At 49.0% G+C, this 16,987-nt stretch carries 12 protein-coding genes; 3 read left to right on the forward strand and 9 right to left on the reverse strand.

What is annotated here, in order from left to right; translation table 11 throughout:
• The 6 genes from QUA56_RS28160 to QUA56_RS28185 form a co-directional block, all read right to left on the reverse strand.
• Positions 1 to 1,582 (reverse strand): SdrD B-like domain-containing protein (locus QUA56_RS28160; RefSeq protein ID WP_333364716.1); only part of this gene is annotated, 1,582 nt, incomplete at its 3' end.
• Positions 1,583 to 1,688: 106 nt separating this feature from the next.
• Positions 1,689 to 2,072 carry a hypothetical protein gene (locus QUA56_RS28165; protein WP_333364719.1) on the reverse strand — a complete coding sequence of 128 codons (384 nt, stop codon included), beginning with the start codon at positions 2,070 to 2,072 and terminating at the stop codon, positions 1,689 to 1,691.
• An 11-nt stretch (positions 2,073 to 2,083) separates the two neighbouring features.
• Positions 2,084 to 4,315, reverse strand: coding sequence for an iron uptake porin (locus QUA56_RS28170; protein ID WP_333364722.1), 2,232 nt, complete (start codon positions 4,313 to 4,315; stop codon positions 2,084 to 2,086).
• Positions 4,316 to 4,598: 283 nt separating this feature from the next.
• Positions 4,599 to 5,801, reverse strand: a complete 1,203-nt coding sequence (locus QUA56_RS28175) for an SDR family oxidoreductase (protein WP_333364725.1) — start codon at positions 5,799 to 5,801, stop codon at positions 4,599 to 4,601.
• A gap of 54 nt (positions 5,802 to 5,855) precedes the next feature.
• Positions 5,856 to 5,981, reverse strand: coding sequence for a hypothetical protein (locus tag QUA56_RS28180; RefSeq protein ID WP_333364728.1), 126 nt, complete (start codon positions 5,979 to 5,981; stop codon positions 5,856 to 5,858).
• Positions 5,982 to 5,990: 9 nt separating this feature from the next.
• Positions 5,991 to 8,210, reverse strand: coding sequence for a tetratricopeptide repeat protein (locus QUA56_RS28185; protein ID WP_333364731.1), 2,220 nt, complete (start codon positions 8,208 to 8,210; stop codon positions 5,991 to 5,993).
• A gap of 249 nt (positions 8,211 to 8,459) precedes the next feature.
• On the opposite strand from QUA56_RS28185, the gene QUA56_RS28190 reads away from it, so the two are divergent.
• Positions 8,460 to 9,602, forward strand: coding sequence for a COP23 domain-containing protein (locus tag QUA56_RS28190; protein WP_333364734.1), 1,143 nt, complete (start codon positions 8,460 to 8,462; stop codon positions 9,600 to 9,602).
• A 75-nt stretch (positions 9,603 to 9,677) separates the two neighbouring features.
• Here QUA56_RS28190 and QUA56_RS28195 read toward each other — a convergent pair whose 3' ends face one another.
• From QUA56_RS28195 to QUA56_RS28205, 3 genes are all read right to left on the reverse strand, one after another.
• Positions 9,678 to 10,961, reverse strand: a complete 1,284-nt coding sequence (locus QUA56_RS28195) for a serine protease (protein WP_333364736.1) — start codon at positions 10,959 to 10,961, stop codon at positions 9,678 to 9,680.
• A 216-nt stretch (positions 10,962 to 11,177) separates the two neighbouring features.
• Positions 11,178 to 11,924 carry a hypothetical protein gene (locus tag QUA56_RS28200; RefSeq protein WP_333364739.1) on the reverse strand — a complete coding sequence of 249 codons (747 nt, stop codon included), beginning with the start codon at positions 11,922 to 11,924 and terminating at the stop codon, positions 11,178 to 11,180.
• Positions 11,925 to 11,974: 50 nt separating this feature from the next.
• Positions 11,975 to 14,338, reverse strand: a complete 2,364-nt coding sequence (locus tag QUA56_RS28205; protein WP_333364742.1) for an iron uptake porin — start codon at positions 14,336 to 14,338, stop codon at positions 11,975 to 11,977.
• 188 nt (positions 14,339 to 14,526) lie between these two features.
• Between QUA56_RS28205 and QUA56_RS28210 the strand changes: the two genes are divergently transcribed.
• On the forward strand, positions 14,527 to 15,741 hold the full coding sequence (locus tag QUA56_RS28210; RefSeq protein ID WP_333364745.1) for an FHA domain-containing protein: 1,215 nt from the start codon (positions 14,527 to 14,529) through the stop codon (positions 15,739 to 15,741).
• Positions 15,742 to 15,751: 10 nt separating this feature from the next.
• Positions 15,752 to 16,987, forward strand: coding sequence for an ABC transporter permease (locus tag QUA56_RS28215; RefSeq protein ID WP_333364748.1), 1,236 nt, complete (start codon positions 15,752 to 15,754; stop codon positions 16,985 to 16,987).

Genomic DNA, 16,987 nt, shown 5'->3' on the forward strand with positions numbered 1-16,987 from the left:
GGAAGTTTCCACTAGCATCGGTAACAGTTGAAGCTTCTGCTACATCTGGGACACCGTTACCATTTGCATCAATGAAGGTGGTCACATTGGCAATGCCTAGTTCGCCCTGATCTTGGCGACCGTTAGCATTGAGATCGTTGAATGTGGAGCCGCTAATGCTTAACGGAGGACTGACTACGGTAGTTTGGCTTGTGATGCCAAAGAAAAGTGTGACATCACTATTAGTGAGATTAACGTTAACAGGATTGCCAGTGGTAGTTGTGGAACCAGATGGCACGATTTCCGTTACTGCATAATTACCCGCTGATAAATTGGTGAATAGGAAGTTTCCACTAGCATCGGTAACAGTTGAAGCTTCTGCTACATCTGGGACACCGTTACCATTTGCATCAATGAAGATTCTGACATTGGAAAGGGGGCTCTCGCGTGGATCTCGAATGCCGTTCCTATTGAGATCGTTGAATGTGGAGCCGCTGATGCTTAACGGCGTTGGCGTCGGAGTTATTATCCGATTGACTACGGTAGTTTCGCTAGCGCTATTATTTGCTAAATTTGGATCTGAACTTGAGGTAGAGACGCTGACAGTATTGGTAATTAAGCCTGCTGCCGTTGGGGTGACAACGATTGTGGTGACAACGCTGCCATTAGGCGGAATTGTGCCTAAATTAGCTGTGATTGCACTAGGAGAAACTGGTGTGACTTGTTGCGCTGTTCGAGGCAAATTTCCTGTTCCCGCAGGGTTGACTGTAACAGTTCCCTGACTAGAATTTGCAGAAACAACAGTTACTCCGGCTGGCAAATTATCCGTTAAAACCACATTATCCGCCGCATTGACAGGACTGTTATTAGTAACTGTCACCGTATAGGTCAAATTGTTGCCAACTGTAACCGGTTCTGGGCTATCATTCTGGCTCACTGAAACATCCGCAAATAGCGTCGGTGCTGTCGTTACTGGTGCGGGTATCGTTACTGGCGGAAGAGCTGGCGTTGGCGTGGTTGCTGACCCGGCCACTAATTGAATGTCATCTATTAAAAGTTTATCAGCCCTGCTGCCAATTTGAATTGATTTCGCAGTGCCATTAAAAGGAATTGTAACAGGCTGGAAGGGATTGTAAGCACCAATCAACCCGCGACCTTCATTAGTCCTAGCCAAAGGAACAGAAATTAGTTGACTTCCTGTGGCATTCAAACCGTCATAAATTTTAACTTGATGCCCGTCAAAAAAGGGTGAAGAATACTTGAAGGATAGCTGACCTGTAAATCCATCATTGATATTGAGGACAATCGAATCACTCTCTTTGTATGTCAGTGCTGTATTTCTTCCGCCAGTGGTGCTCAAAAAATTTCCGCTGCCACCTGAAGCAAAATCAACAATTCCTAAAGCGTTGGGAGAAATGGAAACGCGGGCGGTAGAAGGAAGAAAGTTAGCAACAGGTTGTAAGTCGCCAATGCCATCAAAATTGAGTGATATGGGAGTGCGAGATGGCGACGATTCTACTGTGTTACTTTCGCCAATGGAAATGCCACCTGCACCGGGTTCCGTGCCGATTCCGCCACCAATGCTGTCTGTGTTGAAAGGCATTTTTATCTCCTATTTAAAACGTTTACGCTGGTCAAACCGAAAGCTGATAGTTAGCAATCGCTTTCAGAAATTTGAGGCGGGCTATTTGCCCACCCAACTGTCCTCTCTACCGCCGGGGAATCACCACCGAAGTCCGGTCAAAGGAGGACAGCCCTGGCGATCGCCCCACCCCCGCCTCTATTCTCGGCCCGTCAAAACCAGTCCCAACTCCTCCGGTTCCCCCCATCGGATCGCTAACTCCATCAACCGCATCGGTGAGGAAATCAGTAAACCCGTCATTCGTTCTTCTTTCTTGTTCAAAAAAAGCAGATTTTGGCCTAGGAATTGTCGGGTCTCCCGCTGGTTTTGCATTAGGTGTGGCAGGATTTTGTGCTGTTAAATTAGATTTTGTTCCCTCTACTTCCCCAGCATTAGCTGCCTTGATAGCACCTCCAAAACAGCAATACATTCCGACAGTTAAACCGATAAACAAGATATTCGCTTTATTCATTATTGCCTCTCTTAAAAACTGAAAGTTGTCCGCACTGTCCCGACAAACAGGCTGTTGTTATTGGCATTATTCTCAGGATTAGTCACCACAAAAAATCCCGGTGTAATGGAGATATTATCGTTCACCCGCAAGCGGTAAAACAGTTCAAAGTGCAAAGAAGTGTCTCGGTCTTTACCCGCGATTAAGTTCCTCCCATCCACTAATCGGGGCGGCTGGCCAAAGACAAATGCTAACAAATCCCCTTCCCGTCCTAACGGATCGATCAGACCTAAAGTAAACATATAGGTCGTAGTTCTAGCAAAAGCATTCGACTTCGTAGAATCCGAGTTGATCCACCCGCCCCAAGTCGCAAAATTTAGCTTAGGAGTAATCCGCCACTGTAGCGTCCCCCCGAAAGCATTAATTTGGGAAGGCTCGTTAATTCCCCCTGATGTATCAGCATTAATGCTACCTGTATAAGTCTCCAAAAAACCCCTCTTGGAATAGGCATTGATATAAGTAATCCCGGTTGAAATTGTAGCCGCAGGCTTGATTAAAAGCTGCACGCCTAAAGCGCTGCGATCGCTCGCTACAAAGCCTTTACCCTGTTCCGGACTGCTAGAATTTGCCGTGCCATAAGCCAACTGCAACCGCAGTTTTCGAGTCAGCAACCAGTCAACACCAACCCCCGCTTCTAAGTTGCCAATTTTAAAGAGTGGGCTCGCTTCAGCAAAACGGGAAATCGCACCCCGCCCCGTGTCAAAATAGGGAGAGTTGGCTGTCAAAACGCTGCTTAAACTGAAGCCAACAGGCCTCACTGTAAACACTACGCGATCGCTAAAAGCCGGAAAGCGATATTCCACCAAATCCAAGGCAATTAAATTGTTCAAATCCGTCTGGTAAGACAGCCTCGCCTGATTGGTTCCCAAGGAATTCGCACTTGCAAATCCCCCATTACTAAAATTACCGCTTGCTAACTGAATCCGAAAGCGGTCTTTGCCAGTAAAAGAAGAAGTAAGCTGCAAGCGCGTCAAGTGTCCGAAAATGACATTTTTATCACCTTTCCCCGGTGGATTGCCACCGCTGGCCGCCGCCAGTCCAAAAATCACTTCTCCCCCCAGGATAGTTGTAGTAGAAAATTGATTGGCCTGCAACTCTGCCGTCCGCGCCTCTAAACCATCGACTCGCCCCCGTAAACTTGCTAATTCTGTCGCAAATTCTTCTTGCAGTTTTTGCAGAATTACCAAGTCTTCTTTTGTAATTAAATTAGCTGTATTCGCGCCAATTTGCTTGGTAACTTGGTCTAAACAAGCGTTCAAACCAGCGGCAAATTCATAGCGGGTTAAGGCGCGATTTCCCCGAAAAGTCCCGTCGGGATAGCCCGCGATGCAGCCATACCTTTCTACCAAAGATTGCAGCGCTTGAAACGCCCAATCTGTAGGCTGAACATCTGACAATTGAGACACAGATGTTACCTGTCGCATCCCATCATTTGCTGTCCCATTTGCTTGGACATTGACTTGAGTGAGGGGAAAAACTGCACTAGGTTCTGTGCTATTCGACGGCTGGGAAACTGTAGCTGGCGCTGCATTGTTTGGCAGTTCCTGAGATAGGATCGGGTTAGCACTCGGCGCGGTCGTGAGGGGAAAAACTGCACTAGGTTCTGTGCTATTCGACGGCTGGGAAACTGTAGCTGGCGCTGCATTGTTTGGCAGTTCCTGAGATAGGATCGGGTTAGCACTCGGCGCGGTCGTGAGGGGAAAAACTGCACTAGGTTCTGTGCTATTCGACGGCAGGGAAACTGTAGCTGGCGCTGCATTGTTTGGCAGTTCCTGAGATAGAATCGGGTTATCACTCGGCGCGGTCGTGAGGGGAAAAACTGCACTAGGTTCTGTGCTGTTCGACGGCTGGGAAACTGTAGCTGGCGCTGCATTGTTTGGCAGTTCCTGAGATAGGATCGGGTGAGCACTCGGCGCGATCGCAGATGTCAAGGACTCGTCAGCGTTGCTGCTGCCACTTTCTCTGACTTCCTGATGTTCTACTTGAGCCTTGGACGGGTCGATTAAAACATCTTCAATTGCAGTTATCCTCCCTGAATAGCTGCTGGAAGCGGTGGCAATTTCCCCTGTTTTTACAATATCTTCATCACCACTTGCCGTTGCCCCAGGCGTCGCTTCTGTACTCATTGCCACCTCGGACGCAGCCACCGGTGCAGCCCACAAAAATACCCCAACAGCCAATAAAAAATGCTTTGCTCTCACCATAACTCCTCACTTACACCTAAACTTACATCTAAACTTACACCTAAACTTACACCTAAACTACGATGTGATTGCTTCGGAAATGCCAGCTATTGCAGATAAATTTCTTTAATTATATATATATATGTCCTATTGTCAAGGGCTTTTTTGGGAATTTATGTAACTAAATATAACATTCCTAAACGATCTCAATTCCCGGCGTAGCCGGAATGATTTTGATATAACAATTCCCTGAATGCTTTTGCCGATTATTTGCTTCCCGTCAATACCTGTTTACACTGAAAACTTAAGTGAGATTTAAGCCAAAATACTGCTGCTTGGCAAAGTCCATCAATTTCATAAAGTTATCTTTGTTGATAGGCGGACATTCTATATTAAGCTTGTTTTCCAAACTTCTCAAATTGTCAGTTTTAAAATCCATTGGTTCAGACAGCATATACGGCTGCAAAACTCTTCCAACAGTCCTATAGTAAAGTTTTTCCAATGAGTTTTTATTGGTTGGTTCTTCGGGGCTGGGAATGCAGCCCTTAACCGCGATCGCCTCTAGCATCCACTTGCCATATTCTATATGCGGAATTGGTTGGAGATTAGCGATGTGGTAAAAAGTTGAGGGATCGCTGTGAATGCAAGAAGCGCCATAGATAATTTTCACTGCATAATCTACGGGAACGATATTAAGTCCGCTGTTATAATTTAGGTGGACTCGCAGGGGCATTTCTACAATTTCACTATATAACTTATTTAAAGAGTTCACGATTTCATATTTATTTTTAACAATAAAGGCAGGAATACTATAAAAAACGTCAAATTTTTTAGTAGTACCTATTGGTCTCTCGATCAGCCTCCCAGCTAGAACAGAAGGTCTAAAGACCCTAAACTTCATTGCTTTATTTCTGAAAAAATCTCTCACTAACAATTCCGATTTAAGTTTGGAAGATTCATAAGGATTGCGAAATAAATTATTTGGATTGATCGAATCTGGTTGGATTTCACCTACTTCCATTCCGCAACTAAATGCTGTGCCAATATAAATAAATTCTCTCAGATTTAGGATTGAAACTAAGTCTAAAACCCTTTGAGTACCCTTAACGTTGATTTCTGAGCATGAAAATTCAACGCTGCGATCGCACCTTAAATCTGTGAGAGCGGCAACATGAAAGAAAAAGTCTATTTTAGCTTGCTTTAAATTGCTGAATTCATGCAGTGATAAAGCCAAATTATCCTGAGTTAAATCAGCAGGAATTGGGATGATACACTGTTTGACTATAGGTTGCAATTTTTGCTCATATTCTTCTTGACTCAAACCCAAATATTTCCTGCCATCATTAGCCATCAATTTTTCCAGGGATTCCCCCAACTGATCGGCAGTTTTAGCTCGTCCCAAAGCAAAGATTTTTAACCGATCTAATTGAGTAAAATTTTGCTTAAAAATCTCAAAAAGGAGATTGCTTCCAAGGAAACCAGTCGCCCCTGTCATTGCCACTATCATCTATCTATCCTGCCTGTTGAAAAACGGATTTAACTAAACAAATATTCGGCTAGATCAAGCATCAGCGCGATGCCTACGCCGGCGCTTCGCCATCGCGCCGAAATACCCATCTGCGCCAACAGCAGATTTTCTCACAATTCGTACCTGGCGAATGCAGCTAGCTGCAAGATTGCCTGTCACTTTTTCGCCTCATAACTTCTGCCGCAACTTTTGCCGCTCCTCGATCGCCGCTTGAAAGTCAGGCTTAAGCCTTATTGCCTCGTCATAGGATTTTAGCGCTTCATCATTCCGTTTTAAATTCTCTAGAACAGCAGCTCGGTTAGCCCAAAGAAAGGGGTCATTTGGCTCGATTTCTTTGGCTTGTTCAAAGGCAGCTAGCGCTTCCTCATTTCGGTTCAGCGCACTCAGTGAAATTCCCTTACCTACTAGCGCTTGAGCGTCTTTTGGTGCATAGCTAAGCGCTTTGTCAAAAGATTCGATTGCTTCTTTTTGTTGGTTATTTTGGCTGAAAGCTATGCCGCGATCGACCCAAGCCGGAGAGAAGCTTGACCGAATTTCTAGGGCTTTATCAAAGGATTTAATCCCTTGTATAAAATCTCCTTTTTCTGCTAGTAACGTTCCTCGATTGTGCAGCGTCAAATAATCGTCCGGGCGGATTTGCAGGGCTTTGTTATAAGCTTGCAGGGCTTCATCTGCCTTCCCTGTCACGCGCAGCGCATTGCCTTTGAGTACCAGTGCCGGATAGAAGTCGGGGTTAGCTTTCAGCGCTTTTTCTGCAGAGTCGAGTACATCGTTGAAGCGCCCCAACTTGCTGAGCACAGAACCCCGTTCGACCCAGCCTTTCAAATTATTAGGGTTCGCTTTAAGCTGTTCGTCGTAAGTTGCCACTGCCTCCTCATAAATTTTGAGCGCTTCTGGCCGCCGATTCAAATACTCTAAGGCGATACCTTTGCTGTACCAAACTGAGGGGGACTGAGGCTTAATTTCCCGCGCTTTGTCAAAGGCAGTAAGAGCATCTTCGTAGCGCTTCAAGCCAATAAAAGCTCTGCCTTTGCCATACCAGGCTTCGGGGTCGTTATCAGCAGCTTTGAGCGCTTGCTCGTGAGTATCTAGCGCTTCTTGGTAGCGCTGCAATTCATAAAGCGTTTCGCCTTTTTTGTTTAATGTTTTGGCATCGTTCGGCTGGAGTTGCAGCGCTTTGTCATAGGCACTGAGGGCTCTTTCATACCGAGCGAGAGCTAGGAGCGCATCTCCCCTGCCCCTCCAAGCTTGGGGGTCATTGGGTTTGCTGTCAATGAGTCTCTGAAAGGTGTCTAAGGCTTTTTCTGGTTGGTACTTATCTAGCTGTTGCTTAGCTTGTTGCAAGTAGAAATTGGGTTCGTAGAGCTTCCACCCGCCCAATAACGCAGCAGTAACGACACCTGCGATCGCCACTAAGTGCCAGGGTTTAAAAGCAAACCCCTTAGTTGGGGCAATCGGCGCAGACGCTGGAGTCGGAGCGGGGCGGATCGCTGTTTCCCGCGCCTGAGTTAGCCGCGCCTGGGTTTCCCGCGCCTGGGTTTCCCGCGCCTGGGTTTCCCGCACTTGCGTGGGCTGGTTGAATTCCGCTACCATCGCCTCTAAGTCGCCGAGCACCTCCTCAACCCTCTGGTAGCGCTGCTGAAAGTCCAAGCGCACCATTTTATCCAAAATCGCTGCCAGCTCGTCGCTCACCTGCACTTGCTCCCGCCAGTTGTGCAAATTAATCTGTAAATCCTTGATGTCTTTTCCCGTCAAAGCTTTAATTGCTGTGACGCCCAAGGCGTAGATATCGCTGTTCAGGCGGGGATGGCCGTTTTGTTGTTCCGGAGGCGTATAGCCATAAGTGCTGACAGCAACAGTTTCAGCGTTGGTTTGGAGCTCTGACAGGTTGGCAAAGCCGAGCAGTTTGACAACGCCAAAGTCAATCAAGGTTAATTTCCCATCTCTCTTACGCCGGATAATGTTCGACGGTTTAATGTCTCGGTGGATGACGTTGTGGCTGTGGACATACTTAAGGATAGACAGGATATCTTGCAATAGGGCGATCGCCTGCGGTTCCCTGAAACGCTTCAAACGCTGGAGTTCTTCGCCTAGCGTCTCGCCTTCATAATAGTCCTCTACCAGATAAAATTCTTCCTTTTCTTCAAAGTGGGCAAACAGGCGCGGTATCTGGTCGTGGCCTTGCCCTAACTTGTGCAGAGTTGTCGCTTCTCGGTCAAATAGGCGCCGCGCTGTGGCTAAGTCGGCAGTTTGAGGCTTGAGCTGTTTGACGACGCATTGGGGGGTTCCCGGTAACTGCGTGTCAACAGCCAGATAAGCCTGACCGAAGCCCCCGCCTCCCAACCGCCTGATAATTTTGTAGCGTCCACCTAGTATTGTCTCCTGCATCGTTTTTGACCTAAGCGAGTTTCTCTTTGAGCTTGACCATCTAGTTCCCAGCGCCAGAGGTATAATTTGGCAGCAAAGATCAGTCTTAAACCCCTTGCCATCTATTACCTACTAAAGATATTATATAAGATATAGTCTGTCAAAAAAAACTTGACTTGCCACTGAACAACTCGTGATTGAGAAGACTTGAAGAAATATAGTCAGGCATGGCTTTATAAAAGTTTAATGTTTTAAAAGGAGGAAATATTTATGAATAGGTTAAAGCATACAGGTAGGATGGCAAGGTTAGCAGTTATCGTTGGACTGGTAGGGGCGAGCGCACTCTGGACTTTCTCAGCAGCATTTTCCCAGCGGTTTTACCCTTATTATCGCTTTTTCAACCGGGGCGCTTCCTACCAATCAGACGATAGTCCCACTTTAACCTTAGTTCAAGGGCTAAGCAGGAACCGCTCTCTAACAACTTTTTCTGCCGTCTTGCGGGAGACGAGCTTAATCCCCCTGCTGTCAGGAAATAATCCGCTTACCATTCTCGCACCGACCGAGGAAGCCTTTGCTGCCTTGCCGCCAGGGATGTTGGAAAAATTATTGCGGCCAGAAAACCGAGAATTGCTGCAAAGAATTATCAGGTATCACGTCATTCCTGGCGAAATCAGTGAGAGCGACCTCCTAAGTGGAGAACTGAAAACCCTAGACGGCACGACAGTCAAAGTTAGTGCTAGCAGTAGCGCCACTCAAGTAATTATCAACGACGCTACTGCTAGAGAATTACCACTGCTAGCAAAAAATGGGGTGATTGTCAGGATTAACAGGGTACTCCTGCCGCCGGGCCTGATTCCCCTGGGCGCTACTTCCAGCAGCCCGCCGATCGACCCAGAACCAACTCTTGCCGCGCAGCCCGCCCCAGTACAACGGACGAGCTTTATTTGCGCTTCTGGCGCTAACGGTTTGCCCACAACTTATGCTGTCACGACACGAGGGCAAGTTCCTGTGATCCGCTGGTTCTCTGACTATTTCAGCGGGGGTGGGTTCACGCCGGAAAGACGCTGCCAGGAGGTTTCTGCCCGCTTCCAGAATTTTTACAACTCCGGGCAACTCAACTTCATCGCCAGCGGTTACGTGAACGGGCAAGCGGTGGTGTGCGCGGCACAGGCTAGCGGGCGTCCCTGTAGTGGCGCTAATGTACTATTTACCCTCAAACCGGGGTCGAATGCTGGGGAAACGGTACAGCGCTTGTTCAACATCCGCGCTGGCGCGAGCGGCCCCCTCTATGAAAGCCAAGACGAACCCAGCGCTGTTTACATTGACTTCAAGCAATTCCTGAATAACACGGTAGTTGAAGGTGCAGTGGCTTCCCCGGCCAATCCCTCGCCGGCTGGCGGTTTGGTTTGGTAGCAGGCAAGGGATTGGCGCAGAAGCTTTGAGGTAAGGGAGAGAGCAGAAGTTTTAAGTTTCCTTCTGCTACCTTCCTCACGGGCACGGTTCTCCTAGCAAAATAGTGCCGCACCCGCCGGAGGGTACGTCTCTCACGCGGCTGCCCAGTCCAGAAAAAGAGGAATATTCCTTGTAAATGTCGGGGATGACATCGCTGGGATCGTCAAATGCGCCTGAAGTGCGATCGGCGGCAATGTCAAATTCGAGGCGGCCGCTGCTGCCAAAAGGGACTTGAACGGCTTGACCAGCCAACCCTCTATTAATCAACTCAGCAGTAGGCATCTGCAAGTTGAAGGGTAAACGCAGTCTGCTCTGCTGGGTCAAGTCGAGGGCTTGATTGACTTGCTGCGAACCGCTAAACCTCTGCCTCAAGCTGTTGGCGTCAGGCATCTGTCCGGGCGCATCCGGGCGCTCCCTCGATTCCAACAAGCTGTTAGCGCTGCCCTCGCTGCCACAGGATTGCTTGTTGCTGCTGCCCAGGCCGTGATTGCCGACAAGACGGCCGTCTTTGTCAAAGACAGGCCCGCCACTCATCCCAGCGCGAGTGCAGTCGGTGTAAAAGATGCTGTAGCCTTGGTTGCTGGCATCAGGCGAGAGTTTCGCCCCCACAGATCCCCATGCTAAACGCCTCTGCCTGCGGGAAACCGGGCGGACGCTTTGGCCGGCTTGAGCTTGCTCGAGTTCGGGATCTGGCCAGCCGGAAATGTAAACCCGATCGCCAATTTTGACTGTGCTGGAATCTCCTATAGAAGCAACGGCGTAGTCTTTGGGGCTGGTAAAACTGATGATGGCTAAGTCGATGCCTTTGACGTTATCTTGGCCGCCATTGCGATCGACTGTTTCTGTATCGGGGACGAAGCGATCGCGGCAACCGAATCGGATCAGCGATCGCACCTCGGCGATCCCTCTAAGGGGGCAACTCCTGCCGTCGTTGACACCTTCGACTTTGTGAACTTCACCGTCCCAAGTGCGGATACCGTAGAAGGGAGTCCCACCAGAGTTTTGCCAGAACTCTGGAGTATCTAAGTACCTCTGGAAAAAGTTGTGAGCGACAGTTAAAACGTAGTATTTATTGCCTTCGCGAGCCACTATCGCCCCTGAACCTGGGTTCCAGACTTGTCTATTTTCTAACGGGTTATTGCGGTTCTCCTCCAAGTCCCGGCGCAACTCCGGGGTGAGTCCGGGCGCGATCAGTACCGTTGTCTGTCGGGCGATGGAATTGATTTCCGGCGGGGAAAGTTCCGCCATAGCAGGCATTGCTTGGACTCCTATGGCGAGGCCAGCCAAAAGTTGTCCCACCATCAGTTTGATCGACAACATATTCACATTTCCTCATTAAGTTAGCTAATTTAAAACTTACGCAACTGGCACATAAAGCAGGGTGCATCAGAACCATCCATCCTCGATAGTCGTTGTATAACTTCGTCTGACGCACCCTACAAACTACAAACTAAATGTTTTTTAGATTGCTAGCCTGGAATCATGCCGATGCTACTACTGCAAAGGCATTTTCCCGGCTCTATTTTCTCAATCCGCTTAGCGGTCAATTGGGCGACCGATTGACAGGTTAGCAGGGCCCCTTGCCGTATTTCTATCGCCTGAATTTCGACTCGCTGGCACTTGGATAAAAATCGCTTGCGACGGGTTATTCGGATCGACTAACTGCACGGTGGCGCTAACAAAACCATTATTTTCGTTACCGCTGGCGCTGTATTCCCTCACACCGATGACAGGATTTGGCACGCCATTGATAAAGATCGTACCATTTACGTTCAAAGTTCCTCTTTGGGGACTAGAACCGGAAATGACATTAGAAAATTGCAGGTTAGTGCCGTCAGTGCTCAGAAAAGATCCGTTCAAGAAAGCAGGATTATTTATCGGGTCGCTAGTTGTCCGGCGATTATCATTAATACCTACTGTGAGGGTGCCATTAACGCCTCTCGTGAAAACTTCAGACACAGGCTCTAGGGTAATGGAAGACTTTTGCACGGCATCGCCAGAGAAGGAATTGTCTACCCCATCCAAGGCAGAGTTCAGGAAGTCGCCAAACCCAAATCTCGGCCTCCTCTCTTCTTCAAAAAATGCAGGCTTCGGCCGAGGGCGAGATGCCGCAGGTTTAGTTTGGGTTGCTTGTGAAATTAAAAAGCTGGGTGCATTTGGCGGTGCAGTTTCGACCGCATTTGCTGGTGCTACCCAACTTAAACTGAGGAAGCTAAAAGCAGCAGGCAACACCCAGAGGCGGCCACCAGCTAAAATGCGCGTAATTTTTTGTTGAGTTGCCATTAAATTTTCCTCTTTTGCGAGTTAGCAGCTAACTACTACTACAGTAACAGTTAGAATCTGAAAGTCGTGCGGATTGTGCCGATATAGATCGTGTTGTTGCTGGCAAAATTGCCAGGGTTTGTCACTAAGAAGAAACCGGGCGTGACCGAAACAGAATCACTGAGGTTGAAGCGGTAAAAAGCTTCAGCGTGCAGTGAAAAATCTTTGCCTCCCGGCAACCCAGTGGATACGGAAAAATCCTCGTACTGCACCAAACTGGGCGGCTGGCCGACTACGATCCCCAGCAAGTCTCCCTCCTGAACCAGGTCAGGAAATCCTAAAGCAACAGCAAAGGTCGTGCTGGCAGCGCCCGATTCAGTTTTGGAGGCATAGGCGCCCATAACACCGCCCCAAGTGGCGAAGGTGAAGCGAGGGGTAACGCGCCATTGAAAACTGCCGCCGACAGCACCGATATTTGAGCGCTGGTTGATGAATCCAGAAGCGTCAGCCGCGCCGCTGCCTGTAAAGGTTCCCAAGCGGCCGTTGGGCGATGAACCGTAGATGGCGGTCAAACCTGTTTGGGCGCTATTGCCTAACAGGAATAAAAATTGCGCTCCGGCCACCCAGTTGTCTTTGCCAAATACCGCTCCCTGGCTGGGACTGCTACCATTTCTCGCGCCGTAAGCTAACTGCAAGCGGAAGCGGCGTCCGATCAGCCAGTCCATCCCTACGCCTGTATCTAAGTCGCCGATTTTTAAGATGGGGTTGGCTTCTCCGAAGCGGGAAATGGCTCCTCGACCATTGTCATAGAAGGGCGAGTTAGCGGTGAGTACGCTGCTGAGGTTAAAACCTGCGGGGCGGAGGGTGACAACAATGCGATCGTTTAAGACTGGGAAGCGGTACTCTACCGCTGAAAGCTGGATTTGGTTTGCCGTATCTGACTGAAAGGATAGCAAGGAAGTAAAGGTGTTGAGGGCGCTAGGTTCGGCAAAGCCTCGACCTCGGAAATTCCCTGATTGCAGTTCGATTCGCAGCCTGTCTTTTCCTGTAAAAGTAGTGACTGTTTGGAGCCGCACCGAGTTTGTGAAGGCGAGGTTCGATTTGCCTTCCCCCGGAGGGTTCCCGCCCCACGCTTGAGACAGCGCGAAGATCGCTTCTCCGCCAAAAATTGTCGTGGTGCGGGTAAAACGATTTGCTTCTAATTCTGTCGTCCGCGCTTCTAGCAAGTCAACTCGGCCGCGCAGGGTTGCTAGTTCCGCTGCAAATTCTTCTTGCAGCCGTTGCACGATGCTTAAGTCTTCTTTGGTGATGTAATCGGCTGTCTTGGCTCCAATTTGGCTTCTAATTTGGTCTAAGCAAGCATTCAAGCCAGCAGCAAATTCGTAGCGAGTTAGTGCTCGATTGCCTCGGAAAGTACCGTCGGGGTAGCCAGCAATGCAGCCGTAACGCTCAACCAGCGATTGCAGGGCTTGAAAAGCCCAGTCTGTGGGCTTTACGTCTGAGAGTTGGGAAACAGATGTTACTTGCCTCATTAAGTTGGAGGCTGAATTGTTTTCGGTTTCTTGAACTACCTCATTGACAGGTCTCGGCGTGCCGAGCGGGGCAGCATTTAAGGATTGAGCAATGGCTGTTGCTGCTGCACTTGTTTGAAATTTTGGTTGTTGATTTTTCCGGGAGTCCGAAGGTTTTGCTGCGGGCGTATTGGATGAAGTGTTTGGTATTGTTGGAGACAATTGTAATTGGTGATTGCCCGTAATAGCGATCGTATTGGATGAAGTGTTTGGTATTGTTGGAGACAATTGTAATTGGTTATTGTCCGTAACAGCGATTTTAGGCTCTGATATTACTGATTCTATGTCTGGATTTCTCTCGGTTGTTTCTAAAGCCCGATCCGCTTGGTTATTGCCCGTAATAGCGATCGTATTGGATGAAGTGTTTGGTATTGTTGGAGACAATTGTAATTGATTATTGCCAGTAACAGCGACTTTAGGCTCCGATATTAATGATTCTAGGGCTGGCTTTATCTCGTCGGTTGGTTCTAAAGCCCGATCCGCAGGCGATCCCGCCCGGTTGCTATTCCCTGTTGCTTCAAGGATTTGCGGTGACTCGACAGGGCGATCGTCGCTGTCGCTGCCGATATGTTCTCCGCTCATCAGGTTTGCCGAGCGCGGTGTCGCCGAGGCGCGATCGGCAAATTTAGAGGGACTGCTCGATTTTTGCTTCCTGACTGCCCGATCGCCCCTAAGCGGTTCTAAACTGCTTAAAGCAGCGCCCGCAAGCTGCTCTTCGCTTGCAGCAAGAAGCTGTGGCGCTGCTTCGGCAACGTTTCCTTGCGACTCTAGGGAAGGTAGATCCTCAGAAGTTTCGGCAATTGCTGCAGGCGATGCCAACAGGATTCCCCAGATGCTGTACAGTAATAAATATTTTGCTTTCATGCTCGCTCCTCACACTCACAAGTTATAGCTACCATAGCTAAGCTGTATGTTACATTTTTTACCACTTTTTAGATTAAAAATATTAATTTTTCTTAAACAACGCCGGATAGTTAAGAAGAAAAACATCTTTGAGAAAAGTCAGTGGCAGTGTGAGATAAAAGACATAAGATTAATGGAAATAGCTCTCTATGCCTGTATCGCCAGCAATTTTAAAAATTCACAAGGGTAGCGAGCTTGTCTGGGAATACTCAGTTAATACTGAAGTCGTAACTATCGGGCGTGCTACCAACAGCGATTTAGTCATTAATGACCCCCTGGTGTCACGCCAACACGCTCAAATCAGTAGAAAAGGCGATCGCTATCAAATTACAGATTTCGGCAGCACTGACGGCACTCGCGTCAACAAGATCCTGCCCAAACCGAACATTCCTCACTTCCTAGCAAACGGCGACACCATCAGCATTGGCAATAGAGAATTGCGCTTGATCGTTCAGGCAGACGATCCAGATCCCACGGCTGTTGCAGTTCAAAAACCTTTAGATGAACAGGTCACAGTTGCCGCCAAACACCTGCTTGGCAATGAAACAGTCTTGGTCAGCCAGATCGATATGCGCGACCGCCAAAGCCTGACAATAGGGCGGGATTCGCAAAACGATACGGCGATAGGACACCCATCCGTTTCTCGTTTCCACGCTCCCTTGCAACGGCAAAGCGGCTCGGTCATCATCAAAGATTTGAACTCGACGAACGGCACCTATGTCAACGGCCGAGCCGTTAAAGAAGAAAGGGTACTGAAAGTCAATGACAGCATCCGCATCGGCCCGTGCCGTTTTGTCTTCAATTTCGATGAAACTTTCGCCACCTATAACGAAGAAGGCAACCTGCGGCTTGATGCTGTCCACCTGACTAAAGTTGTGGGGAAAGGCACGAAACTGCTGAATGATATTTCCTTGAGCATTAAGGCGCGGGAATTTGTGGCGATCGCCGGCGTCAGCGGCGGCGGCAAGTCCACCCTCCTCGATGCCCTCAACGGCTTCCGGCCCGCTACCAGCGGCTCCGTCCTCGTCAACGGGGTTGACCTGTACAAGAACTTCAACGCCTACCGCAACGAACTCGGCTACGTTCCCCAGAAAGACATCATCCACCTGGAATTGACAGTTGAGCAAGCCATCGACTACGCCGCCCAACTGCGGATGCCTGCGGACACCCGGCCGGCGGAACGGAAGCAGCGCGTCAAAGAAGTGTTGGAAGATTTGGGGCTGACTCATCGCAAAGACGTGCAAGTCAAGGCCCTCAGCGGAGGTCAGCTCAAGCGGGTATCGATCGGCGTGGAACTGCTCACCAAACCCAGCTTGTTTTTCCTCGATGAAGCCACCTCTGGACTAGACCCCGCCCGGCACTGAGGTCGAAATCATGCAGCTCTTGCGACAACTGGCAGACCAAGGCCGCACCGTCTTGCCGATCACCCACGCCACCGAAAATGTCACCCTCTGCGACTTGGTAATCTTCATGGCAGCAGGTGGCAGAGTAGCTTACTGCGGTTCACCACAAGAAGCCCCTACCTACTTTGGCGTGCAGAAATTCAATGAAATTTACCGAAAAGTAGAGCGCGAAGAGTCACCGGACTACTGGCAACAGCGCTACCTGCAGTCTTCCCATTATCAAAAATATGTGGCAGAGCGGCAGCTATCGCGACCACCCGCCGCCCCTGGCGAATTGCAGCCCCCCCCTGCTAAACAACCGTTAGCTCATCGATCTAAGCGGGTTTCGGCCCTCAGAGAGTTTGCCATTTTGTCCCAAAGAAATCTAGCAATATTAATACAGGACAAAGCCGGTTTATTTTTAATGCTGGCCGTTGCTCCTACTCTAGGGCTGCTAGATTTTGTTACTTGGAAGCGCGACTTATTTAGCCTCGAAACAGGAGATGCAGGTCAGGCAATTACTATGCTCTTTGTCACAGCTCTCATTGCTGTGATGGTAGGCAGCCTCGCCACCATGCGGGAAATTGTCAAAGAAAACGACATCTACCGCCGGGAACGGATGATCGGGCTGCAAATCATCCCTTACATTTTGTCGAAAGTTTGGGTAGGTATTCTCTTGGCTTTGTATCAAGCTGCTGTCTTTTTGCTGTTTAAAAAGTTGGCGATCGACTTGCCAGGGGGTACGGAAGCGTTAACAGGGATGTACGTCACCCTATTCCTCGCCTCGATCGCAGGCATGATGATGGGGCTATTTGTATCAGCTCTTTCACCGAACCAAAATATCGCACCGCTGCTGACCATCATCTTTCTCGTCCCGCAAATTACCTTTGGTGGCGGGATGCTATCCATCGACGCTCTTGGGGCTCCTGGCCGCCTCGTCAACCAAATCACCATTACCAAATGGTCTTTTGAGTCGCTGTTGACCCAGAGTAATCTGGGGAGTAACATTGTTGACGATCCCTGCTGGCAGTTAAGCAAGGACGATCGCAATAAATTGTCGCAAACTGACAAGACAAACCGCTGCGAGTGTCTGGGAGAAAAACTATTCAAGACTTGCAAGTTTCCCGGAATCAAGGGTAAATACGATCCTGTAACCCACATTCCGCACCCCCAACTGGCACATAGGCGGATTGAGGGGGTAAAAGTGAATCATCCGAGACAGTCATGA

This window comes from Microcoleus sp. N3A4 (assembly GCF_036701805.1).
In the GTDB taxonomy this organism is placed as follows: domain Bacteria; phylum Cyanobacteriota; class Cyanobacteriia; order Cyanobacteriales; family Microcoleaceae; genus Microcoleus.